This is a genomic window from Microtetraspora malaysiensis (genome assembly GCF_001528665.1).
Lineage (GTDB): Bacteria > Actinomycetota > Actinomycetes > Streptosporangiales > Streptosporangiaceae > Microtetraspora_A > Microtetraspora_A malaysiensis.
The window spans coordinates 59,889-82,220 of record NZ_BBYJ01000016.1 but is presented as its reverse complement, the minus strand read 5'-3'; the positions used below and the strand labels follow the sequence as shown (position 1 = coordinate 82,220).

The window sequence follows — 22,332 nt, the reverse complement described above, 5'->3', positions numbered from 1 at the left end:
CGGCCCTGAACAGGACGGCCCGCGTGGAGTGTCCGCGCGGGCCGTTCCGCGATCAGGCGGGCGCCGCGTCCGACCGGCTGAGCCGGACGACGACGCTCTTGGACGTCGGCGTGCCCGAGGTCTCGGCGACCGAGTCCAGCGGCACCAGCACGTTCGTCTCGGGGAAGTACGCGGCGCAGCAGCCGCGCGCGGTCGGGTAGGCGACGGCGCGGAACGCCTCGGCGTGGCGCTCGCCGTCGGGCCACTCACTGGTCAGGTCCACCAGGTCGCCGTCGGCCAGGCCGCGCTCGGCCAGGTCGTCGGGGTGGACGAAGACGACCCGCCGCCCGCCGCGCACCCCCCGGTACCGGTCGTCCATGCCGTAGATCGTGGTGTTGTACTGGTCGTGGCTGCGCACGGTCTGCAGCAGCAGCCGGCCCTCGGGGACGCGCAGCACCTCCAGGGCGTTCACGGTGAAGTTGGCCCGGCCGGTGGCGGTGGGGAAGCGCCGCTCGTCGCGTGGCGCGTTCGGCAGCGCGAACCCCTCAAGGGCGCGCGCGTTGAAGTCCTGGAAGCCGGGGACCACCCGCGCGATCCGGTCCCGGATCGCGCCGTAGTCGGCCGCGAACTCCTCCCACGGCAGGTGGTCGTCCGGGCCGAGCAGCTCGCGGGCCAGCCGGCAGACGATGTCCACCTCCGACAGCAGGTGCGGCGAGGCGGGCCGCAGCCGCCCGCGCGAGGCGTGGACCAGGCCCATGGAGTCCTCGACGGTGACGAACCTGTCGCCGTCCTGTTCCGTACGGCCCAGCGTGGGCAGGATCAGCGCCTCCTCGCCGCACACGGCGTGCGAGCGGTTCAGCTTGGTGGACACCTGGACGGTGAGCCGGGCGCGGCGCATCGCGGCCTCGGTCACCTCCGTGTCGGGGGTCGCCGCGACGAAGTTGCCGCCCATGGCGAAGAACACCTTGGCCTGCCCGTCGCGCAGCGCCCGGATCGCCTCGACGGTGTCGAACCCGTGGTCGCGGGGCGGCTCGAAGCCGAACTCGTCCCTGATCGCGTCGAGGAACGCCGCCCCCGGCTTCTCGTTGATGCCCATGGTGCGGTCGCCCTGGACGTTGGAGTGCCCGCGCACCGGGCAGACGCCCGCGCCCGGCCGGCCGACGTTGCCGCGCAGCAGCAGGAAGTTGACCACTTCGCGGATCGTGGGGACGGAGTTCTTGTGCTGGGTGAGGCCCATCGCCCAGCAGACGATCACGGACTCGGCCGCCAGCACGTCGCGGACGGTCTCCTCGATCGCCGAGCGCTCCAGCCCGGTCGCCTCGGTCACCGTGTCCCAGTCGAGGTCACGCAGGCTCGCCGCCCACTCCTCGAAGCCGTGCGTGTGCTCCTCGACGAACTCCCGGTCCACGACGGTGCCGGGCGCGGCGTCCTCGGCGTCGAGCAGCAGCCGGGACAGCGCCTGGAAGAGCGCGAGGTCGCCGTTGAGCCGGATCTGCAGGAAGCGGTCGGTCAGCGTCGTGCCGCGCCCGACCACGCCCGCCGCGCGCTGCGGGTTCTTGAAGCGGAGCAGCCCGGCCTCGGGGAGCGGGTTCACCGCGATGATCCGGGCGCCGTTCCGCTTGGCCTTCTCCAGCGCCGACAGCATGCGCGGGTGGTTGGTGCCGGGGTTCTGCCCGACCACGAAGACGAGGTCGGCGCGGTGCAGGTCGGCGAGCGACACCGTCCCCTTGCCGATGCCCAGGGTCTCGTTGAGCGCGGATCCGCTGGACTCGTGGCACATGTTGGAGCAGTCGGGCAGGTTGTTCGTGCCGAACCGGCGGACCAGCAGCTGGTAGACGAACGCCGCCTCGTTGGAGGTGCGGCCGGAGGTGTAGAAGAGCGCCTCGTCGGGGCTCGCCAGCGCGCGCAGCTCGCGCGCGATGACGGCGAACGCCTCGTCCCAGCCCACCGGGCGGTAGTGGTCGGATCCCGCCGGCTTGTACATCGGCTCGGTGAGCCGTCCCTGCTGGCCGAGCCAGTATTCGGTGCGCCCGGCCAGCTCACGTACCGAGTGGGCGGCGAAGAACTCGGGGGTGACCCTGCGGGTGGTGGCCTCCTCCGCGACCGCCTTCGCGCCGTTCTCGCAGAACTCGGCGGGGCTGCGGTGGTCGCCCTCGGGCCAGGCGCAGCCGGGGCAGTCGAAGCCGTGCTTCTGGTTGACCCTGGCCAGGGTGAGCAGGGTGCGCCCGGCGCCCATCTGGTCGTACGACATGCGCAGCGAGTTCGCCACGGCGGTGACCCCGGCGGCCCAGTCCTTCGGGGGGCCGACCGTGAGGTCCTTCTCGCTGACGTCCTCGTCCGGGGCCTTCCTCGCCACGTCGCGCCTCCTTGCCGTCCCGAATGCGCCCGACATTCCGTTTATTGTCCACTACGCCCTATATCGCGGCCAAGTATGGGCAGGGCCCAGCCGTCGACGCGTACGCGCAGGTCGGCGTGGTGGGCCGTGCGGCCGACCAGTGCCGCGTTGCGTTCGTCACTGCCGGTAGCCCACAGCCGCGCCTGCTCAGGAGCCTTGCCGAAGGCCGCGTGCCGTGCGGTGAGGCGGTCGAGCCTGAGCGCGTCGGCGACCTCCACGTACCAGATCTCGTCCAGGAGCGCGCGGACCCGCCGCCACGGCTCCTCGTCCAGCAGCAGGTAGTTGCCCTCGGTAACGACCAGCGCGGTCTCCCTGGGGACGGGGACCGCCCCCGCGACCGGCTCCTCGATGGCCCGGTCGAACGTCGGGGCGTACACGACGGGCTCGCGCCCGCCCCTGATCCGCTCCAGGAGGGCGAGGTATCCCCAGGCGTCGAACGTCTCCGGCGCGCCCTTGCGGTCACGCAGCCCCAGGCGGGTCAGCACCTCGTTGCTCAGGTGGAACCCGTCCATGGGGGCGAGCACCGCGACGCCGGGCCGCTCGGCGTTCAGCGCCTCGGTGAGCGCGGCGGCGAGCGTCGACTTGCCCGCTCCCGGCTTGCCGGCGATCCCGAGTACGGCGGTACGGCCCGTGGCGGAGGACCGCGCGGCCAGCACCCCGGCCCGGCGCACCAGCCCGGCCCACTCGTCCGCGCCGTACGCGCCGCCGGGTCGGTCTGCGACGTCCATGGCCACCTCTCCGGTTCGTCGGGGTGCCTCGCAGGCTAGTGCCCCTCCCGTGATTCCCCCATCGCGCGCCCTCCCGTTTCGCGGGACAACACTAGACGTCCTTTAGGACGGTTTTTGTCCTAACTTCCCGCCTAATGGGAACTCCCCCTCGGGGTGCCACCGCTCGCCGTCGAAGACCTCCAGCGACACCGAGCGGGCGTGAGCGACCACCGGTAGGCGGGCCGCGACCTCCCGCTCGACCGCGTCCAGGTCCTCGCCGTCCGCCACGGTCAGGTGCGGGATCACCTCGTCGAACTGGCCCCGGTACGGCGGGGCCTCCGGCCAGCGCGCCGCGACCGCCTCGGTCAGCGCCACGAACCGCGCCTCCGGCTCGGGGACGAGGTACAGGATGCCGGGGAAGCGCCCGCACCGGGCGAACCGCGCCTCGAACGACGCGTGCCCGGCGAACAGCCCCCGCAGCTCCGCCACCACCCGGGCGTCGATCCTGGCATGTTCAAGGAACGGGTACAGGATCGTGACGTGGGCGGGCACGCCGTACGCCGCCGACGGGTCGAAGCGCTCGCGCCAGGGGCTGACGATCGGCTCCGCCTCGGGCAACTTGACGATGAGGGAGGTCTCCCCCGCCGCGAACGGCGACGGCGTCCTGCTGGTGGTCACATCGGTCCTCGGAGATACGACGGCACGCGCCCGGCGCCCAGAGAGCAACGATAGAAAGAAACAGGGACGCCGTCATGTCCACTCTCCAGGACGACCCCGGGACATGCGTCACGGCCCCGGATGGCTTCCGTGCAGGAGCGAGCGCAGTTCGGCGGTGTCGATGATGTGGGCCACTCTCGGGAAAACGCTGGTCATCAGGGTCTGATGGGCTTGCGGGTCCGGGTCGGTGACGCCGTCGGAGAGGACGTAGAGCTGGTAGTCGCGGTCGGCGGCGTCAGTGACGGTGGACAGTACGACGCCGCTGGTGGTGATGCCGGCGATGACCAGGGTGGTGATGCCGCGATCCCGCAGCTGCCGGTCCAGGTCTGTCGTGGACAGCGCGCCGTAGCGGGTCTTGCGGACGGTGATGTCGCCGGGCTCGGGAGCGAGCTGACGGTGGACGTCTGTGGCGGGATCCGCGTGGTGCATGAGGCGCTGCTGCCCGAGGAAGGAGAAAGTCTTGTTGGCCGGCGGGATCGCCGCCCAGTCGGCTTCGGTGAATCCGACTCGCACGTAGGCAATGGCGGCGCCGTGTGCTCGCATGTCGGCGATGGCGCCGGCCACCCGTGACAGCAGTGCTTCCGGGTCGGCCGAGCCGGGGAGCGAGGCCAGGATTCCCTGCTGGTAATCCATGACGAGCAGCGCGGCCGTCCGGGGGTCCAGCGCCGGGGTCGTGACGGTCATTTTCTCTCCTTGGGTGATGAAAGCGCCCTGACACGCGAGATCGCACGCCGGGGCCGGCTACACGTTGGGCACGTGAGCCACGATCTCCGGCTCGGCGAGGGGCGCCGCGGCGCGTCGGGGGAGCAGCAGCGGGGTCGCCAGCAGGAGCACGCCGGCCAGGCCGATGGCCGTACGCGGGCCGAGCAGGCCGCCCAGCGCGCCCCATGCGGCCGTCAGGAGCGCGGTCGAGACCTTGGTCGTCACCGACCAGGCAGACAGCGTGCGGGTGACCCGCTCGGTCGCGGTGCGCTCGAGGCGGTAGGAGGCGTAGACGGGGTTGAAGACCCCGCAGCAGAAGATCAGCCCGAGCTCGACGCCCATCACCAGCAGCAGCCCTCCGGTCCCCGGCCCCACGAAGGCCAGCCCGACGGGCCAGATCACGCGCAGCACCCCGGCCACGACCAGGACCCGGTGCTGCCCGAACCGGGTGACGAGCGGTCGGGCCAGCCGCGAACCGAGCAGCCCGCCGATCGCGGGCGCGGCGAAGGCGAGACCGTACTGCCACGGCGCGAACCCGAGCCGGCCGAGCATCAGGACGGCCAGCAGCGCATCGGTGGCCATCAGCAGGCCGTTGAACAAGGCGGTGTTGAAGAACAGTGGACGCAGCGTCGCGTCGGCGAGGATGTACCGCCAACCGTCGAGCAGGTCCCCGGCCCGCATGCGCGCGGCCTCCCGGCGCTCGGGCCGCGGCTCCTGGCCGCCCGTCGCGCGGATGCCCAGGGCCGAGAGCAGGTAGCTGACCGCGTCGGCCACCACCGTCGCCACCGGACCGAGGATCCCGATCGCGGCGCCGCCCAGCGGCGGTCCGATGATCGTGGTCGTCCAGGTCGTGGACTCGAATCGGGCGTTGGCGACGAGCAGGTCCTCGGCCGGCAGCAGCGTCTTCAGGTACGCGCCGGAGGCGGCGCGGAACGTGATGTCGGCGGCCGCGACGACGACCGAGACCAGCAGGAGCTGGACGAAGGAGAGCACACCGAGCGCGAACGCGGCGGGGATCGTCAGCAGCGCCGCGAACCGCACCAGGTCCATCCCGATCAGCACCGGCCGCTTGCGGCGGAACTCCACCCACGGACCCAGTGGCACCGCCAGGGCCGCGCCCGCCAGAGCCCCCACAGAGGACAACGCCGCGACCTCCGCCGGCCCGGCGTGCACCACCTCGATGGCGATCAGCGGGAACGCGCCGAAGGCGAGCCAGGTGCCGAGCGCGCTGGTCCCGTACGCTCCCCAGAGCCACCCGAACTGCCGCCCCAACCGGTGCCCGCTCCGCATGCTCGACGCCCCTCGTCACTCACTCGCACAACCGATCCGCGATCGGAAGCATCAAAGCGAGCACCATGCCCAGGGATCAAACAACGGCAGGACCGCCCGGCCACAACCAAGGGTTGTATCCATAGGGTGTCCGCATGGACCTCGACATCGTCCGGACCTTCGTCGCCGCCGCCGACGCGGGGCAGTTCCAGGAGGCCGCCGCCGAGCTGGCGATCACCCAGCAGGCCGTCTCCAAGCGCATCGCCGCGCTGGAGCGCGACGTCGGCGTCCGGCTGTTCACCCGCACGCCGCGCGGCGCCGAGCTCACCATCGACGGGCAGGCGTTCCTGCCCCACGCCCGGGAGCTGCTGCGCGTCGCCGAGCGCGCGGTGACGTCCGTGTGCACCGGCCGCCGTCCGCTGCGCGTCGACATGCTCGCCTCGCGCAGCGCGGCGTCGGGCCTGATGCGCGGCTTCCACCGCGCGCACCCCGAGATCGACCTCGACGTGGTGATGCTGTTCGACATCGAGAAGGCCGTCGCCGCCATCCGGTCCGGTGCGATCGACGCGTCCTTCCGCGCCGTCGCCATGCCCGGCCGGCCCCTTCCCGAGGACATCGAGTCCGTCCGGGTACTCGACGAGCCGCTGCAGCTCCTCGTCGGCCCCGCCCACGCGCTGGCGTCCGCCCGGTCGGTGACCGTCGCTCAGCTCGCCGGGCACCGGATCTGGATGCCCGGCCTCGCCCCCGGAACCGAGTGGACCGCCTACTACGACGACCTCGTCGCCGAGTTCGGCCTCACCATCGAGGCGACCGGCCCCAACTTCGGCTCCGACGCGCTCCTCGACACCATCGCCGACACCCCGGCCCTGGCCACCTTCATGGGCGGGCGGACCCGCCTCGTCTGGCCCGCCGGCCACGGCCTGCGCCGCATCCCGGTGACCGACCCCACACCCGTCTACCCGCACTCGCTCCTGTGGCGCCGCGACAACCCGCACCCCGCGCTGGCCACCCTCCGCGCCCACCTCGCCGCCACGGCGGCCGGCCACGGCGCCGCCGGGACCTGGGCGCCGGACTGGGTGATCCCGCGCTGAACGCCGCCGCCCCGGCGGACCGGGAGGCGGGAGCATGGGAAACGCGCGCCCCGGGCGGCTGAGACGCCCCCCGGACATCCCCACTCGCGGCGCTCGCCGAAGTCAGCGGCGAGCACCGCGTACGGAAGGGGGGTCGCCGAGAACGTCAGGCCCGGCGGGCCACGGCGGCGATGAGGGGCTGGACCAGGCGAGCGGCCAGCGGGCCGAACGCCGCCAGGATCAGAACGTAGGCCGCGGCGAGCGGCCCGAGATCGGGATGTGCCCCGGCTGCGACCGCGAGACCGGCGATCACGATGTTGAACTCACCGCGTGGGATGAGCGCGATGCCGGCCCGTACCCGGCCTTCCCGTGCGATGCCCGCCTTCCGGGCCGCGTACGCACCGGTGGCCAGCTTGGTGATCATGCTGACGACGGCGAGCAGCGCGGCCAGCCCGGCGACCGGCCAGATCGCGGCCGGGTCGGTCTGCAGGCCGAAGAACACGAAGAACACCGCGGCGAACAGGTCGCGGAGCGGGGAGAGCAGCGCGCGGGCGTCCTCGGCCAGCTCGCCGGACAGGGCGATGCCCACCAGGAAGGCGCCGACGGCGGCCGAGACCTGCAGCTTCTGGGCGAGGCCGGCGACCAGCAGCGCCAGGCCGACCACCTTGAGCAGCAGGACCTCGGAGTTGGGGCTGCGCACGAACGCCTCGATCACGCGGCCGTACTTCAGGGCGACCAGCAGGACGACGCTGACGGTGGCGAGCGCGATGGCGACGGTGACGGCGCCCCCGATGAAGCCGACGCCGGCGAGCACGGCGGTGAGGATCGGCAGGTACAGCGCCATCGTGAGGTCTTCGAAGACCAGCAGCGACAGCACGACCGGGGTCTCCCGGTTACCGATCCAGCCGAGGTCGGACAGGACCTTGGCCGTGATGCCGGACGACGTCGCGTACGTGACGCCGGCCATGGCGATCGCCGCGACCGGGCCCCAGCCGAGCAGCAGGGCCGCCACCGCGCCGGGGGCGGCGTTGAGGACCAGGTCGACCAGCCCGCCCTTGGCGTTGCCGCGCAGGCTGGTGACCAGTTCGTCCGCGTTGTACTCGAGGCCGAGGGTGAGCAGTAGGAGGATGACGCCCAGTTCGGCGCCGACCGAGATGAAGTCTTCGCTGGTCGCGAGGGGCAGGATGCCGCCGGTGCCGAAGGCGAGACCGGCGATCAGATAGAGAGGGATGGGAGAGATACCGACGCGGAGGGCGAATGCTCCGAGCACGCCCAACGCGAGAACGACACCACCGAGTTCGACGAAGAGGATCGCTGTGTGCACCCGCTGCCCTACCCGTTCGCCATGATCTCGGCGACGGCCTCGGTGCCTTCTGAGCTTCCTACCACGACCACCACGTCTCCTGCCTGAAGCACGAACTCCGGTCCCGGGCTCGCGATCACTTGTCCGGCCCGCACCACGGCGACGATGGACGTCCCGGTACGGGTGCGCACCCGCGCGTCTCCCATCGGCCGCCCCGCGTACGGCGTGCCGGGCGCGATCGGGAGCTGCTCGCTGACGAGCCCCTCGACCTCCCGGTGAAGGGCGTTGAGCCGCTGTACGATCCGCGGCGCGCCCAGCAACTCGGCCAGGGCGTCCGACTCCTCGTCGTTCAGCTTGATCGCCTCGCATGCGCGGTCGGGATCAAGGCGGTCGTACACGATCAGGTCGCGGCGTCCTGTTCGGTGTGACACCACACCGATGCGCCTGCCCGCCTGCGTGACGAACTCGTGACGCAGCCCGATGCCGGGCAGCGCTGTCTGTTCGACCTCCACCGGTCTCCTCACTTCCTGTCTGTCCGGGGCCTTTACCGTACCAATCCGGACAGCCTTCCTCGGTTGCACATTCGCCAGAAACGGAATCTTCCTCTGGAGCGGCCGTCTGGCTAGGCTGCGGCGCATGCCCCCCAACCAGGCGTCCACCCACGAACCCGAGATCACCGCGCCGATCGATCTCTGCACCGCGGACGGGCGGCTCAACCCGGCCGCCGTCGGCTGGTCCCGCACCCCGCTGCACCGCTGCAACCTGCGCGGATGGGGCCGGACCAAGCGGTGGGAGTACTGGTGCGTGACGACGCCGACGCACCTGATCGCCGTCACCGTCAGCGACATCGACTATCTCGCGCTGAGCAGCGTCTACTTCCTGGAGTACGGCGGGCGCGAGTACGGCAAGACCGGCATGGTCCCGTTCGCCCGCGGGGTACGGCTGCCGGAGAGCCTGCTCGACGGCGACCTGGCGGTGCGCGGCGCGGTGTCCGCCGAGATCCGCCACGAGGAGGGCGGCACCCGGCTGCGGGCCCGCTGCGCCACGCCGGACGGGCCGCTGGAGGCCGACCTGCTGGTCGCGCTGCCGCCGGGGCACGAGACGCTCAGCGTGGTGATCCCGTGGAGCGAGCGCCGCTTCCAGTACACGTCCAAGCACACGGCGCGCCGCGCCGAGGGGACGGTCCGGATCGGCGCGGAGACGATCGACTTCACCGGCTGGGGCGTGCTCGACCACGGCCGGGGCCGCTGGCCGTACGACACCCTGTGGAACTGGGGCGCGGCCTCCGGGGAGACCGACGGGCACGTGGTGGGCCTGCAGTTCGGCGGCAAGTGGACCGCGGGCACCGGCATGACCGAGAACGCGCTGTGCGTGGACGGCCGGCTCACCAAGATCGGCGAGGAGCTGGAGTGGACGTACTCCACCGCCGACTACCTCGCCCCGTGGACGCTGCGGACGTCGGGCTCCGACCGGGTGGACCTGACGTTCACGCCGTTCCACGAGCGGGCCGACCGGACCAACGCCGGGCTGATCGCGACCGAGGGCCACCAGTGCTTCGGCCACTACAGCGGCGTGGTCCGGCCCGAGGGAGGTGCGCCGATCCGGGTGGACGGCCTGCTCGGGTGGGCGGAGCAGGTCCGCATGCGCTGGTAGGTCACGCCGGAGGTATGTCCTGTTTAGGAAGCTGTGACCGATGAGCAATCTCCAGTAACTACTCTCCCACCCATGTCATCACACGTACGGCGGGCGCTCACGGTCGGCGCCGCCGCCCTGGCGGCCCTCGGCCTCGCCACCCCCGCGGCCCTCGCCACCCCCGACCACACGGTGAAGATCACCGTGATGGCCAGCTCCGACATCCATGGAAACGCCCTCAACTGGGACTACTTCAAGGACGCCGAGTACGACGACAGCGCGCACAACGACATCGGCCTGGCGAAGATCTCCACGCTGGTCAAGGGGATCCGGGCCGATCGGGGCGCGGACCACACGCTGCTCTTCGACTCCGGCGACACCCTCCAGGGCACACCGCTCGACTACTACTACGCCAAGGTCGAGCCGATCACGGAGTCCCGCGAGATCCACCCGATGGCCAAGGCCATGAACGCCATCGGGTACGACGCGGTGACCCTCGGTAACCACGAGTTCAACTACGGCCTGCCGCTGCTGGCCACCTGGATCAAGCAGATGAAGGCCCCGGTGCTGGGCGCGAACGCGGTGTCGGCGACGACCGGCCAGCCCGCGTACCAGCCGTTCATCATCAAGACGATGAACGTCAAGGGCGACAAGCCGATCAAGGTGGGCGTCCTCGGGCTGACCAACCCCGGCGTGGCCATCTGGGACAAGGCGAACGTCGAGGGCGAGCTGAAGTTCCTCGACCTGGTCGCCACCGCGAAGAAGTGGGTGCCGGTCATCCGCGACCAGGGTGCCGACGTGGTCCTGGTCACCGCGCACGCGGGCGACAGCGGCCTGTCCTCCTACGGCTCCGACCTCCCGGTGGAGAACGCCGCCGCCCTGGTCGCCGAGGAGGTGCCCGGGATCGACGCGGTCCTCTTCGGCCACGCCCACAACGAGGTGCCGCAGCGCTTCGTCGTCAACAAGGCCACCGGCAAGCAGGTGCTGCTGACCGAGCCGAGCAAGTGGGGCCAGCGGCTGTCCGTGGTGGACTTCACGCTGACCAAGCAGCGCGGCCAGTGGTCCGTCACGACCAAGTCGTCCACCACGCTCAACGCGAACACGGTGGCCGAGGACCCGACGATCGTCACGCTGATGAAGCCCCAGCACGACGCGACCGTGGGCTACGTCAACCAGGTGATCGCCCAGTCCAAGGAGGAGCTGTCCGCGGCGGAGTCGCCGTACAAGGACACCGCGATCCTGGACTACATCCAGAAGGTGCAGACCGACCTGGTGAGCAAGGCGATCGCGGGCACCCCCGAGGCGTCGCTGCCGGTGCTGTCGATCGCCGCGCCGTTCAGCCGCACGGCCGTCTTCCCCGCCGGCCCGGTGAGCGTCCGCGACATGGCCGGCCTGTACGTCTACGACAACACCCTGCTCGGCGTCACGATGACCGGCGCCCAGATCAAGGACTTCCTGGAGTACTCCGCCAGATACTTCGCCCAGGTGGCCCCCGGCGCGCCCGTGGACGTGGCCACGCTCACCAACGCGGGCGGCACGCCGGACTACAACTACGACCAGCTCTCGGGTGTCACATACGACATCGACATCTCCAAGCCGGTCGGGCAGCGCATCGCCGGCCTGTCGTACCAGGGACAGCCGGTCGCCGCCGACCAGCGCTTCGTGGTGGCGATCAACAACTACCGGCAGTCCGGCGGCGGCGGCTTCCCGCACGTCACCACCGCTCCGGTGGTCTACAACGCGCAGGTGGAGATCCGGCAGGCGCTGATCGAGTACGCCACCGCGTCCGGCACGATCGACCCGGCGACCTTCGCCGAGGCGAACTGGAAGCTGGTCCGCGAGGGCGTTCCGGTCTTCTGACCGGCCCCGGGCCTACGGCAGGACGCCGGCCTCGTCGAGGATGACCTGGGCGAGCGCGTCCGCGGCGTCGAGGCGGCCAAGTGACTTGGCCGCCCACGCCATCGCGGCGCGGTCGCCCGGGTTGCCCAGCAGGGCGTTCAGCTCGGTGAGCAGCAGGTCCGACCCCGGCCGGTCCTCCAGGATGGCCCGAGCGGCGCCCGACTCGGCCAGATAGCGGGCGTTCTGCCGCTGCTCGTCCCCGGCGGACGGCACCAGCGGGATGAGCACGGACGGCTTGCCCACGGCGGTCAGCTCGGCGATCGTGCCCGCCCCGCTGCGGGAGACCACGATGTCGGCGGCGGCGAACACGTCCGCCAGCTCGCCCCCGATGTACGGCACCGGGTGGTAGCGCCGCCGCAGCTCGGCGGGGAGGCGCGCGGCGGCCTGCGAGAGCTGGTCGATCCAGCCCGCACCGCACTGGTGCAGCACCTGGGACCGGGTGAGCAGCGAGGGCAGGATCTCCTCGATCATCGTGTTGATCTGGCGGCTGCCCTGGGCGCCGCCGGTGACGTAGATGAGCGGCAGGCCCGGTGTGAGGCCGAAGTGCTCCCACACGGAGGCGGCGTCACCGTGCACGAGGTGCTGCCGGATCGGGTTGCCGGTGACCACGGCGCGCTCGCGGGCCCGCCGCGGCAGGTGGTCGATCGAGGACGGGTGGGTGAGCGCGATCCGCGAGGCGAACCTGGCCAGGATCCGGTTGGCCAGGCCGAGCGCGGTGATCTGCTCGTGCATCACCAGCGGCCGGCCGAGCATCCGGGAGGCCAGGCCGATCGGCACGCACACGTACCCGCCGGTGGACAGCACGACGTCCGGCCGGTAGCGGGCCGCGATGACGGCGGCCTGGGTCAGGCCCACCGGGATCCGGAACATGTCGGCGAGGTTCGACGCCAGCTCGCGGATGTTGGGTCGGCGGCGCAACTTGCCCGCCTTGATCGCCCGGAACGGGATGCCGTTCTCGGCACTGACCCGGGCCTCCAGGCCGTCGGCCGTGCCCACCCACAGCACGTCGAGGTCGTATCCCGCCGCCGTGGCACGTTCCCGGACCGCCCCGATGGTGGTCAGCGCCGGGTAGGTGTGCCCGCCGGTCCCGCCCCCGGTGACGAGCAGCCGCAGGCTTCGTCGGTCTCCGGCCATCATCCCGTTTGTCCTCTCAACGGTGTCCACAATTGCGGTGCACCACTTTTCCACGAATGCGGCCATGCCCCGACATCAGAAACCGACGGCCCCCGTAAGCACCACGTTCAGCTGGGGTCATCGCACTAACATTGCCCGGAAAATCACATTTCGGGGAGGCACCCATGGCGACCGAGGCGGACCTGCGGCATCTGCACCGCTGCGTGGAGCTGGCGGCCGAGGCGCTGGAGAAGGGCGACGAGCCGTTCGGCTCGGTGCTCGTCGCGGGCGACGGAACCGCGCTGGCCGAGGATCACAACCGGGTCGCCGGGGGCGACCACACCCGGCACCCTGAGTTCGAGCTGGCGCGCTGGGCCGCCGCGAACATGACTCCCGAGGAGCGGGCGGCGGCGACGGTCTACACCTCGGGCGAGCACTGCCCGATGTGCGCGGCCGCACACGGCTGGGTCGGCCTGGGCCGCATCGTGTACGTGGCCTCGTCCGCGCAGCTCGTCTCCTGGCTGGCCGAACTGGGCGTCCCGGCGGCTCCGGTGCGGGCCCTCCCGATCCGGGAGGTCGCCCCCGGCGTCGTGGTGGAGGGCCCGGTCCCCGAGCTCGAAGAGCGGGTGCACGACCTGCACCGCCGCTTCCACATCGCACGCTGAACAGGGCCGCGCCACCGGTACGGTCGGCGCGGCCCCGGAAAAACGGGCGGGCGGCGGTCAGGAGTCGGTGCGGTACCGCTCGACCTCCGACCACGGCCCCCACATGCCGGCGAGGACCCGGTCGAACACCTCGCCGTGCCGGACGTACGCCTCGCGGGCGGGGCCGGGGCGCACGCAGAGGTCGTCCTCGTCGTTGACCGACCACGGCGCGACGTCGTGGCCGAGCGCGGCGGGCAGCAGCGACGCGACACCGCGCGCGCCCAGCTCGCTGGTGAGCTGGCGGCGAACCGAACGGCCGAGCACGTCGGCGAAGATCTGCGCCCACACCTCGGACCTGGCGCCGCCTCCGGCGAGCCGCCACGGGCGGTCGCCGACGTCGGCGCCGCTGGCCAGGACCCGGTCGAGCTGCACCCGGTGGTACTGCGCGACGCCCTCGATGACCGCGCGGGTGAGGTGGCCGCGACGGTGCATGCCCGAGATGCCGAGAAACGTCCCGGAAGCCGCGGGGTGCTCGGGGGCGCCGTTCACGAAGGGCAGGAACAGCAGGCCGTCCGAGCCCGGCGACACCGTGGCCGCCTCCGCCAGGAGCTCCGTGGCCGGGACGCCCCCGACCTGGCCGTGCGGCACCGACGAGGACGACAGCCATTCGAGGTTGGCGGCCGAGGTCGGAGCGACCTCCATGGCCAGCATCGTGGCCGTGTCGGGCATCAGCGCGCTGAGGGTGACCTCGGGCGCCGGGGTGCCCGCGGGGACGACCACGCCGTTGATGGCCCACGTGCCGACGATGATCGTCACGTCGCCGAGCGCGCGGCCTCCGGCGCCCAGTGTCGCCGCCACGCAGTCCATGCAGCCCGCGATGATCGGCAGCCCCTCGGGCAGGCCGGTCAGTTCGGCCGCCCGCGCGCTCAGCCCGGCGACGATCTCGCCGGACTCGCGCAGCGGCGGGAACCGCTCCAGGTCGCTCGCGGGCAGCCCGACCAGCTCAAGCGCGGTCGCGCTGTACTCGCGGGTGTCCAGGGCCACCATGCCGAACGCGCTCGCGTCGCTGTAGTCGGCGCTCGGCACACCGGTGAGCTGGCAGGTCACCCAGTCCTTGCACGACAGCGCCCAGCGGGTGGCGGCGTACGCCTCCGGCTCGGCGTCGCGCAGCCAGCGCAGCAGCACGCTGGGCTGGGCCGCCCACGGGATGGATCCGGTCTCGCGGGCCAGGCGGAGCGCGTCCTCTTCGGCGATCTCCTCCACGATGTGCTGGGCCCGGCTGTCCGACGAAGCGATCGCCGGGGCGACCGGCCGCAGGGACGCGTCCACCGGGTACAGCCCGTTGCCGTGCGCGGCCACGCCGATGCCGGCCGGGACGTACCCGTCGGCGGCCAGCTTGCCGGCCAGATCGGCGAGCAGCGACATGACGGTGTCGGCGAGCGCGACCATGTCCACGTCGTGCCGGTGCGCGGTCACCGCGGTGCGTGGCGTGCGGGCGTGGACCACGCCGATCTCGTTGCCCTCGGCGTCGAAGGCGGCGGCCTTCGACGCGGTGAGGCCGACGTCCACGCCGATGTAGCAGGGGGTCGGGTCGGTCACGGGGTCCTCCTGTCGCTGCCGCTGGATGTCGAGGTGGCCAGGACTCGGGGGCGGAAGCGGCGCAGCTCCGCCTCGTAGTCGGCGACCTCGGCGCGCGCCCGCGCCTCGTCCCACCCGAGATGCCGTACGGCGACGTCGGCGCAGGCGGGGGCGGCCGACAGGCCCATGTCCGCGCCGAGCCCGACAAGGATACGTCGGAGCAGGATGTCACCCAACGTCACGGCCCCCTCCTCGCGGACGGCCATGACGACCTCGGCGGCCAGGGCGCCGGTCTCGGCGTCCACGACCTGCGCCAGCGACGGGTCCTCGGCGGCGAGTTCGAGCACCCGGCGGGCGCGCACGCCGTAGAGGGTGAGCAGGCGGCGCGACTGCCGGCCGGAGAGCGGCGAAGAGCGGATGAAGTCCTGGGCGAACGCCTTCCAGTCGGAGGTGTCCGCGCCGGGGAACGACCGCTCCCGGGTGAGGCACCGCCGCGGGCGGCGGCCGAGCACGCGCAGCACCTCGTCGGTGACGTCCTCGGCGAGCGCGCGGTGGGTGGTCAGCTTGCCGCCGATGACGGTGAGCAGCCCCTCGTACGCGGGGGCGTGGTTGAGCACCGTGTGCCCCCGGCTGATCTTGGCGTTGTCCGACACCCCCTCCGTGTACGGCAGCGGCCGCACCCCGGCGATGCTGTACAGCACGTCGGACGGCGCGAGCCGGGCGTCGGGGAAGATCCGGTTGGTCTCCGCGAGCAGGTACTCGATCTCGGCGTCGCTGGCGACGACCTCGTCCAGGTCGCCCTCGTAGGTGAGGTCGGTGCTGCCCATGACGTACCGGCCCTGCCAGGGGAAGACGAAGATCGGCCGCTGGTCGGAGGCGGCCTCGAAAAAGATGCAGGTGTCGGGGGCGCCGGGGAACGGGTCCACGACGATGTGGCTGCCCTTGGTGCCGCCGTTGAGGCGGCGGCTCTTCACCTGGCCGTCGAGGATGCGGTCGATCCACGGCCCGGCCGCGTTGACGGTGATGGCGGCCCGGACCTCGCTCCGCTCGCCGGTGGCGTTGTCCTCGATCCGCAGGCCGCGGACCTGGTCGCCCTCGACGATCAGCCCGGTGACCGTGGTGTAGGTGAGCACGCGCGCGCCGAGCCGCTGGGCGTCGAGCAGCAGCTCGACGCAGAGCCGCTCGGCCCATGGCACCTGCGCGTCGTGGAACAGGGCCGCGCCTCGCAGCCCCTTGCGGGACAGCGTGGGCCAGCGGCGGGCGACCTTGCGCACGGAGACGCTGCGGCTGATGCCGCGCCCGCGGTTCATGGCCATGACGTCGAACGCCGCCAGGCCGAGCCTGATCAGGGGGCCGGGCCTGCTGTCCCCCTTGTAGGAGGGGATGAGCATCGGGTAGTCCCGGACGAGGTGCGGCGCGGTGCGGAACAGCAGGTGCCGCTCGCGGATGGACTCGTGCACGAGCGTGAAGTCGTAGCGTTCGAGGTACTTCAGGCCGCCGTGGATCAGCCTGCTCGACGTGCTAGACGTGCCCGCGCCCACGTCGGCGCGGTCGACGACGACGACGCGCAACCCGCGGGCGGCGGCGTCTCGGGCTACGGCGAGCCCGTTGATACCGGCTCCGATGACGGCGAGGTCGACGACGTCGTCACGTCCGGCGTGGTGGTGCGGCATGGGGTTGCTCCCGGGAATGGCGGGCGCGGGTCCCCGCCGCGGCACTGCCGATGCCGCCCGGGGACCCGCGCCCTGGAAGGGTCAGGACGCTGCGGTGCCGGCTGCCGAGCGCTCCTTGAAGAGCTCCAGGGCCTCTTCCGGCTTCAGACCGTCGTGAACGACCGCGCGCACGGCGGCGAGCATGGCGGCGGGGTGCTCGCTCTGGAAGATGTTGCGGCCCATGTCCACGCCGGCGGCGCCCTCCTGGATGGAGCGGTACGCCATGGTCAGCGCGTCCAGCTCGGGCAGCTTCTTGCCGCCGGCCACGATGATCGGCACCGGGCAGCTCGCGGTGACGGTCTCGAAGCCCTCCGAGACGTAGTACGTCTTGACGATGTGCGCGCCCATCTCGGCGGTGATCCGGGTCGCCAGCCGGAAGTAGCGGGCGTCGCGGACCATGTCCTTGCCGACGGCGGTGACGCCGAGGACGGGGACGCCGTGCCGCTGGCCGGCGTCCACGAGCTTGGCCAGGTTGGCGACCGAGCGGGACTCGTGCTCGCCGCCGACGAACACCTGGATGGCCAGGGCGTCCGCGTTGAGACGGACCGCGTCCTCGATGTCGAGCGCGATGTGCTCGTCGGACAGCTCGCGCAGGATGCTCGGGCCGCCGCTGGCGCGCAGCACGATGCCGGCGCCGGTGGTGGAGGGGATGCTGGTGCGCAGCGCGCCCCGCGTCATCATGATCGCGTCGGCGTCGGGGACGAGCGGCGCGATGTTGAGGTCGAGGCGCTCCAGGCCCGCCATCGGCCCGACGAAGTAGCCGTGGTCGAACGCCAGCATGACCGTCCGCCCGGTGTCCGGCCGGAAGATGCGGGACAGCCGGTTCTGCAGCCCCCAGTCCTGCGCGTGCGCGCCCTTCACGTGGAAGCCGCCCGCCGGGGCCGCGGACGTCCCGAAGTCGCGGGCGTCGATCAGGCCGTCGGTGTCAGCCATGAGTGTTGTCTCCTGTTGTTGTGGTGGTCGCGGCCGCCGGTCGCGGCCGTCTTCTGAATCGGGAGGCCGTGCCCCCGGCACGGTCACCCCCGCCGGCGAGGAAGAGGACGAAGAGCACCAGGCCGCCCTTCAGCAGGTTCTGCGCGGCCGTGCTCCAGCCCACGAGGTTGACCAGGCCGTCGAGCAGGATGAAGAAGAGACCCGCTCCCCACACGCCCACCGGCACGGCCCGGCCGCCGGAGATGAGCGTGCCGCCGATGACGACGACGGCGACGGAGTCGAGCAGGTAGCGCGTGCCGAGGTCGGCGGAGGGCGCGATGTAGGCCGCGAGCAGGGCGCCCGTCAGTCCGGCGAGCGCGCCGCTCACGAGGTACGTGGTCGCGATGACGCGCGCGACCGGGATGCCGGCCCGCTCCGCGGCCCGGCGGTTCTGCCCGACCGCGAGCAGGGAGCGGCCGTAGACCGTACGGCGCAGCAGCACGATGACCAGCCCGGTCAGGGCCGCGACGGCCACGGCGAGGACGGGGATGCCCGCCGGGCGCACGTTGAGGAGCTGCCGCAGGCCGGGGTCGGGCACCGCGGTGAAGCCGTTCGCGAGGGACAGCGTGACCGACGAGGCGACGAGCCCGGCGGCCAGCGTGGCGATGATCGGCGGCACGGACAGGCCGAGGATGGCCACGGTGCTGATGGTGGCGACGAGGACGCCGACGCCGATGCCGGCGAGGATGCCGACGGTCGCCGACCCGGTCGAGGCGGCCACCCCGACCGAGACGAACCCGGCCAGCGAGATGATCGACGCCACCGACACGTCGATGTTGCCGGGGCCGGCCGTGATGACGAGCATCTGCCCGAGCCCGACGACGACGAGGTACGGCGCCAGGGACAGCGCGAGCGACACCGTCTGGCCGCCGCCCTGGCCCGAGATGGCCATGATGATCGCCCAGACGAGCACCGCCGCGGCGAAGCCCCAGATCCACGGGCGCGAGACGATCGCGCGGATGTTCATCGCAGCACCTTCCCGACCACGACGCGGCCGGCGAGCACGGCCAGGACGATCACGCCTTGCACGGCGGACTGCATGTTCGACGGCACGTCGAGCAGACTGAGGACGACGCTGACCAGTCCGAGCGTCACGCCGCCGATGGCCACGCCCCAGGGCACGGCGCTCCCGCCGAAGAAGGAGCCGCCGCCGAGGATCACCGCGGCCACGGTCATGAGCTGGTAGCTGGTGGCCGACGACACGTCCCCGCCTCCCGTCTGGGAGGCCAGGACGAGGCCGGAGAGCACGCCGAGCGCGCCCGCCATCGTGTACGCGATGACGCGGGAGGCGAGCGGCCGCATCCCGGCCCGCTCGAGCGCCACCGGGTTGCTGCCCAGGCCGCGCATCCGCACGCCGAGCCCGCTGCGCGAGCTGAGCAGGTACACCACCAGGGAGACGACCAGGATCGGCAGCAGCGGCGCGGGGAACCCGGCGGGCGCCCACGAGCCGAACGACGCCAGCCACTCGGGGGTCGAGCCGCCGGGCGTCGGCAGGATGAACAGGCCGAGCCCCAGCCAGACGAACGAGGCGCCCAGGGTCGCGATCAGCGACGGCACCCGGCGCAGGTGGATGAGCGCGCCCAGCACCGCGTACGCGGCGATGAGGCCGGCCAGGGTCAGGACGCCGAGCAGCGGCGACGTCACCAGCGTGGTGGCCGACACGACCGTGACCAGGCCGACGAAGGTGCCGATCCCGAGGTCGATGTCGCCGACCGACATGAGCGTCATCTGGGCCTGGGCCGCGATGACGAGCGGCACGGTCGCCGACAGCACGAGCGTCAGGCCGCCCACGCTCAGCACGTCCGACTGCAGCGAGGCGCAGACCGCGACCATCGCGGCGAGGGCGACGGCGCTGACCACGGCGGGCGCCGTGCGGCGCATCCTGGCCCGGGACGGCAGGGCCGACGCGAGGAGCTCACTCATTGCTCTGCTCTCCATCCGACTCGGACTCGGCGAAGGAGACGGCGATGATCCGTTCCTCGGAGATCTCTTCGCCGACCAGTTCGGCGACCACCCGGCCGGCGCGGAACACGTAGACCCGGTCGCAGTGGGCCATCTCCGCGTTCTCGCTGGAGTACCAGACGACGCTCCGGCCCTGTGCCGCCTCCTGCCGGATCAGTCCGTACAGGTCGGTTTTGGTATGGACGTCCACGCCGCGGAAGGGGTCGTCGAGCAGCACCAGCTCCGCCGTGGAGGCGAACGCCCGGGCGACGATGACCTTCTGCTGGTTGCCGCCGCTCAGCTCGGTGATGCCGGCGTCCGCGCCGCCGCGGATCGCCAGCCGCTCGACCCAGTCGCCGACGGCCGCGCGCTCCTCGGCCGGGCGGCGCAGGCCCTGGCGTGCGAGGCCGCGCATGGCGGTGACGATGAGGTTCTCGGCGACGCTCCACAGGGGCAGCACGCCGGAGCGCTGCCGGTCGCCGGGCACGTACGCGCGGGTGCCGACCACCGTGGTGTCGCGCCGGACAGGGCGCCACAGGCGTTCGAGCACCTCCTGCTGGCCCTGCCCGGCCAGCCCGGCGAGGCCCACGACCTCGCCGGCGCCGACCCGCAGGGAGACCTCGCGCAGGCCGGGTCCGGTGGCGCCGCGCAGCTCGGCCACGACCGGCCGGTCGGCGCCGTCTCCGGCGGCTCGGGCGGCGGTGCGCTCCCGATCCGAGGGGACCGCGACATGCGCGCCCATCAGTTCCAGCACGTCCTGCTCGCCCAGCCCCTCGGCGAACCGCTCGGCGGTGACCGCGCCGTCGCGCAGCACGGCGACGCGGTCGGCCACCGAGAGGACCTCCCGGATGCGGTGCGAGATGAGCAGCACGGCGGTGCCCGCCGCGGTCAGCGTGCGGACGTAGTCGTACAGCGAACGCGCCGCGTCGGGGCCGAGCGACTCGGTCGGCTCGTCCAGGATCAGCAGGTCGAGCCGGTCCACCAGGCTGGCCCGGGTGATCTCGACCATCTGGCGCTGGGCCAGCGACAGGTCCTCGACCCGGTCGCGCGGCGTCACGCCGTGGCCGGGGAACATCTCGTCGAGGCGACGGCGTACGGCGTCGCTCGCGGCCCGCCGCCAGCCCAGACGCGGGAGGCAGTGCCGCGACGACACCCAGATGTTCTCCGCCACCGTGAGGTCGGGGCAGAGCGAGGTCTCCTGGTAGGCCATCCGCACCGCGCGGAAGTTCTCCGCGCGCGGTCCGGCCGCGCCCGAGACCTCGTTCCCGTGCACCAGGACCGCGCCCTCGTCGCAGGCCTCCAGCCCGGCGAGCACGCGCATCAGCGTGCTCTTGCCGGCTCCGTTGTGGCCGACGAGCCCGAGCACCTCGCCCGCGCGGACCTCCAGGTCCACGCCGGTGAGCGCCCGGGTGCGCCCGTACGTCTTGGTCACGCCCTTGGCGATGACGACGGGCTCGCCGGCCCGCGGTCCCCGGTTGTCCACGTGCATGCCCTCCTGTGGTTGCGCCAGGTCAGCCCGCGGCCGTCGGGATCGGCGGCTGCACCGGCTGGCCGCCGGTCTTCACGGCCTCGACCTGCTGCTGGAACAGGTCGCGGGTCCACGGCCACGCGGCGTACTCGTCGGGCTTGAGCGCGGCGGCCCAGGCGTCGCGGTCCTTCTGCTCCACGAGGACGATCGGGAAGGTCAGCTGCTTCGGCACGTCCTTGCCGTCGAGCAGGTCGAGGGCCTCCCAGAGGGCGGCGACGGACTGGCCCGGGTCGGACATGACCGCGACCGAACCGTTGTCGATCTTGTTGTCCTTCCAGTAGTTCAGGGCGCGGCCGTTGGTCTCGAAGGTCACGGCGGGCACCGGCTTGCCGGCGGTGGCGAACGCCTGGGCGACGCCGTAGCCGTCGCCGCAGCCGATGACGCCGTCCACCTTGGGCACGCTGGACAGCACGCCGAGCACGGCCTTCTGCGCGGTGGCGCCGTCACACATGCCGGTCACCGTCGCGGCGGTCTTCACGTCGGCGTACTCGCCGAGGATCTTCTTGGTGGTGTCGAACATCTCGGCCTCGGGCTGGGAGCCGACGACACCGCGGCTCACGATGACGTTGCCCTTGCCGCCGATGCCCTCAAGCAGCGGCTTCGCGGCATAGGTGGCCCAGTCGACGAAGCTGTTCTGCAGCACGTACGCGCACGGGGCGTCGATCGCGGAGTCGAACACCACGACCTTGACGCCGGCGTCGCAGGCCTGCTGGATGACCGGCTTGAGCGCGGTCGGCGAGGACGGGTCGATCAGCAGCGCGTCCGGCTTCTGCAGGAGCAGGCTCTTGATCTGCGCGACCTGCTCGGTGGCCGAGTTCTCACCGGGCGCGTTGACGACCTTGTACTTGCTGATCAGGCCGTCCTGCTGCGCCTGCGTGGCCGCCGCCTCGAACTTGGCGATCATCGTCTGCCGCCAGCCGTTGCCGATGAAGCCGTTGCTCAGCGCGATGAACGGCTTGTCGCCGCTGCCGCCGGAGCTCGCCTTGTCACCGGAGGCGTTGTCGCCGGAGCCACAGCCCGTGGCCAGAACCGCGAGGGCGGCGATGGTCGCCGCGGAGGCCGCGCGCCAGGGCCGGCGAGAGGTACGGATACGCATCGTGTCTCCAGAGAGAGCAGGTCCGCCGTAGCGGGAGAAGTCGAAAGCCGCGGGAACGCATCACTCGCGAGAGAG

General features: G+C 72.2%; 19 protein-coding genes. 4 read left to right on the top strand and 15 right to left on the bottom strand.

Annotation, left to right across the window (positions count from 1 at the left end; genetic code table 11):
* Window positions 1–52: 52 nt before the first annotated feature.
* From AWQ71_RS20955 to AWQ71_RS20935, 5 genes are all read right to left on the bottom strand, one after another.
* Window positions 53–2,371 carry an FdhF/YdeP family oxidoreductase gene (locus AWQ71_RS20955; protein ID WP_084259108.1) on the bottom strand — a complete coding sequence of 773 codons (2,319 nt, stop codon included), beginning with the start codon at window positions 2,369–2,371 and terminating at the stop codon, window positions 53–55.
* Between the two features lie 5 nt (window positions 2,372–2,376).
* The gene (locus AWQ71_RS20950) at window positions 2,377–3,102 is read right to left on the bottom strand and encodes a nucleoside/nucleotide kinase family protein (RefSeq protein WP_067135972.1); all 726 of its coding nucleotides are present in this window, start codon (window positions 3,100–3,102) and stop codon (window positions 2,377–2,379) included.
* A gap of 102 nt (window positions 3,103–3,204) precedes the next feature.
* Window positions 3,205–3,759 carry a 2'-5' RNA ligase family protein gene (locus AWQ71_RS20945; RefSeq protein ID WP_067135750.1) on the bottom strand — a complete coding sequence of 185 codons (555 nt, stop codon included), beginning with the start codon at window positions 3,757–3,759 and terminating at the stop codon, window positions 3,205–3,207.
* A gap of 108 nt (window positions 3,760–3,867) precedes the next feature.
* Complete coding sequence (locus tag AWQ71_RS20940; RefSeq protein ID WP_067135748.1) at window positions 3,868–4,482, bottom strand: cysteine hydrolase family protein; 615 nt, start codon at window positions 4,480–4,482, stop codon at window positions 3,868–3,870.
* A 57-nt stretch (window positions 4,483–4,539) separates the two neighbouring features.
* Entirely contained in the window at window positions 4,540–5,790 is a 1,251-nt protein-coding gene (locus tag AWQ71_RS20935) for an MFS transporter (protein WP_067135746.1), read from the bottom strand.
* A 134-nt stretch (window positions 5,791–5,924) separates the two neighbouring features.
* Between AWQ71_RS20935 and AWQ71_RS20930 the strand changes: the two genes are divergently transcribed.
* Window positions 5,925–6,860 (top strand): LysR family transcriptional regulator, encoded by a 936-nt coding sequence (locus tag AWQ71_RS20930; RefSeq protein ID WP_067135744.1) that lies wholly within the window; start codon window positions 5,925–5,927, stop codon window positions 6,858–6,860.
* Window positions 6,861–7,005: 145 nt separating this feature from the next.
* Here AWQ71_RS20930 and AWQ71_RS20925 read toward each other — a convergent pair whose 3' ends face one another.
* Window positions 7,006–8,163, bottom strand: coding sequence for a cation:proton antiporter (locus tag AWQ71_RS20925; RefSeq protein WP_067135742.1), 1,158 nt, complete (start codon window positions 8,161–8,163; stop codon window positions 7,006–7,008).
* An 8-nt stretch (window positions 8,164–8,171) separates the two neighbouring features.
* A complete protein-coding gene (locus AWQ71_RS20920; protein ID WP_067135740.1) occupies window positions 8,172–8,654 on the bottom strand; it encodes a cation:proton antiporter regulatory subunit in 483 nt (160 codons plus the stop codon).
* 124 nt (window positions 8,655–8,778) lie between these two features.
* Here AWQ71_RS20920 and AWQ71_RS20915 point away from each other — a divergent pair, with 124 nt between their 5' ends.
* Window positions 8,779–9,795, top strand: a complete 1,017-nt coding sequence (locus tag AWQ71_RS20915) for a DUF2804 domain-containing protein (RefSeq protein WP_067135738.1) — start codon at window positions 8,779–8,781, stop codon at window positions 9,793–9,795.
* A 72-nt stretch (window positions 9,796–9,867) separates the two neighbouring features.
* Window positions 9,868–11,634, top strand: a complete 1,767-nt coding sequence (locus AWQ71_RS20910; protein ID WP_067135736.1) for a bifunctional metallophosphatase/5'-nucleotidase — start codon at window positions 9,868–9,870, stop codon at window positions 11,632–11,634.
* A 12-nt stretch (window positions 11,635–11,646) separates the two neighbouring features.
* Here AWQ71_RS20910 and AWQ71_RS20905 read toward each other — a convergent pair whose 3' ends face one another.
* Window positions 11,647–12,810 carry a UDP-N-acetylglucosamine--N-acetylmuramyl-(pentapeptide) pyrophosphoryl-undecaprenol N-acetylglucosamine transferase gene (locus AWQ71_RS20905; RefSeq protein WP_067135734.1) on the bottom strand — a complete coding sequence of 388 codons (1,164 nt, stop codon included), beginning with the start codon at window positions 12,808–12,810 and terminating at the stop codon, window positions 11,647–11,649.
* A 161-nt stretch (window positions 12,811–12,971) separates the two neighbouring features.
* Here AWQ71_RS20905 and AWQ71_RS20900 point away from each other — a divergent pair, with 161 nt between their 5' ends.
* Window positions 12,972–13,451, top strand: a complete 480-nt coding sequence (locus AWQ71_RS20900) for a nucleoside deaminase (protein WP_067135732.1) — start codon at window positions 12,972–12,974, stop codon at window positions 13,449–13,451.
* A 57-nt stretch (window positions 13,452–13,508) separates the two neighbouring features.
* On the opposite strand, the gene AWQ71_RS20895 is transcribed toward AWQ71_RS20900, so the two are convergent.
* The 7 genes from AWQ71_RS20895 to AWQ71_RS20865 all read right to left on the bottom strand — a co-directional run bounded on the left by AWQ71_RS20895 (window position 13,509) and on the right by AWQ71_RS20865 (window position 22,257).
* Complete coding sequence (locus tag AWQ71_RS20895) at window positions 13,509–15,029, bottom strand: FGGY-family carbohydrate kinase (protein WP_067135730.1); 1,521 nt, start codon at window positions 15,027–15,029, stop codon at window positions 13,509–13,511.
* The gene (locus AWQ71_RS20890) at window positions 15,026–16,681 is read right to left on the bottom strand and encodes a glycerol-3-phosphate dehydrogenase/oxidase (RefSeq protein ID WP_067135728.1); all 1,656 of its coding nucleotides are present in this window, start codon (window positions 16,679–16,681) and stop codon (window positions 15,026–15,028) included. Before AWQ71_RS20890 ends, AWQ71_RS20895 begins: the two co-directional genes overlap by 4 nt.
* Window positions 16,682–16,762: 81 nt before the next feature.
* Window positions 16,763–17,653: a 3-hydroxy-5-phosphonooxypentane-2,4-dione thiolase gene (gene lsrF / locus AWQ71_RS20885; RefSeq protein ID WP_067135726.1), complete on the bottom strand. Its 891-nt coding sequence runs from the start codon at window positions 17,651–17,653 to the stop codon at window positions 16,763–16,765.
* Window positions 17,646–18,659 (bottom strand): ABC transporter permease, encoded by a 1,014-nt coding sequence (locus AWQ71_RS20880; RefSeq protein WP_067135724.1) that lies wholly within the window; start codon window positions 18,657–18,659, stop codon window positions 17,646–17,648. Before AWQ71_RS20880 ends, lsrF begins: the two co-directional genes overlap by 8 nt.
* Window positions 18,656–19,615, bottom strand: coding sequence for an ABC transporter permease (locus AWQ71_RS20875; protein ID WP_067135722.1), 960 nt, complete (start codon window positions 19,613–19,615; stop codon window positions 18,656–18,658). The genes AWQ71_RS20880 and AWQ71_RS20875 overlap by 4 nt, the downstream gene beginning before the upstream one ends.
* The gene (locus tag AWQ71_RS20870; RefSeq protein ID WP_067135720.1) at window positions 19,608–21,122 is read right to left on the bottom strand and encodes a sugar ABC transporter ATP-binding protein; all 1,515 of its coding nucleotides are present in this window, start codon (window positions 21,120–21,122) and stop codon (window positions 19,608–19,610) included. Before AWQ71_RS20870 ends, AWQ71_RS20875 begins: the two co-directional genes overlap by 8 nt.
* 22 nt (window positions 21,123–21,144) lie before the next feature.
* Window positions 21,145–22,257 (bottom strand): ABC transporter substrate-binding protein, encoded by a 1,113-nt coding sequence (locus AWQ71_RS20865; protein WP_067135718.1) that lies wholly within the window; start codon window positions 22,255–22,257, stop codon window positions 21,145–21,147.
* Between the last annotated feature and the right edge of the window lie 75 nt (window positions 22,258–22,332).

Bases quoted from the DNA above. Each gene is read 5' to 3' on its own strand.
- AWQ71_RS20935 (WP_067135746.1), bottom strand. From the start codon at position 5,790: ATGCGGAGCGGGCACCGGTTGGGGCGGCAGTTCGGGTGGCTCTGGGGA.
- AWQ71_RS20890 (WP_067135728.1), bottom strand. From the start codon at position 16,681: ATGCCGCACCACCACGCCGGACGTGACGACGTCGTCGACCTCGCCGTC.
- AWQ71_RS20940 (WP_067135748.1), bottom strand. From the start codon at position 4,482: ATGACCGTCACGACCCCGGCGCTGGACCCCCGGACGGCCGCGCTGCTC.
- lsrF (WP_067135726.1), bottom strand. From the start codon at position 17,653: ATGGCTGACACCGACGGCCTGATCGACGCCCGCGACTTCGGGACGTCC.
- AWQ71_RS20915 (WP_067135738.1), top strand. From the start codon at position 8,779: ATGCCCCCCAACCAGGCGTCCACCCACGAACCCGAGATCACCGCGCCG.
- AWQ71_RS20900 (WP_067135732.1), top strand. From the start codon at position 12,972: ATGGCGACCGAGGCGGACCTGCGGCATCTGCACCGCTGCGTGGAGCTG.
- AWQ71_RS20955 (WP_084259108.1), bottom strand. From the start codon at position 2,371: ATGTCGGGCGCATTCGGGACGGCAAGGAGGCGCGACGTGGCGAGGAAG.
- AWQ71_RS20880 (WP_067135724.1), bottom strand. From the start codon at position 18,659: ATGAACATCCGCGCGATCGTCTCGCGCCCGTGGATCTGGGGCTTCGCC.
- AWQ71_RS20910 (WP_067135736.1), top strand. From the start codon at position 9,868: ATGTCATCACACGTACGGCGGGCGCTCACGGTCGGCGCCGCCGCCCTG.
- AWQ71_RS20865 (WP_067135718.1), bottom strand. From the start codon at position 22,257: ATGCGTATCCGTACCTCTCGCCGGCCCTGGCGCGCGGCCTCCGCGGCG.
- AWQ71_RS20950 (WP_067135972.1), bottom strand. From the start codon at position 3,102: ATGGACGTCGCAGACCGACCCGGCGGCGCGTACGGCGCGGACGAGTGG.
- AWQ71_RS20930 (WP_067135744.1), top strand. From the start codon at position 5,925: ATGGACCTCGACATCGTCCGGACCTTCGTCGCCGCCGCCGACGCGGGG.
- AWQ71_RS20870 (WP_067135720.1), bottom strand. From the start codon at position 21,122: ATGCACGTGGACAACCGGGGACCGCGGGCCGGCGAGCCCGTCGTCATC.
- AWQ71_RS20875 (WP_067135722.1), bottom strand. From the start codon at position 19,615: ATGAGTGAGCTCCTCGCGTCGGCCCTGCCGTCCCGGGCCAGGATGCGC.
- AWQ71_RS20905 (WP_067135734.1), bottom strand. From the start codon at position 12,810: ATGATGGCCGGAGACCGACGAAGCCTGCGGCTGCTCGTCACCGGGGGC.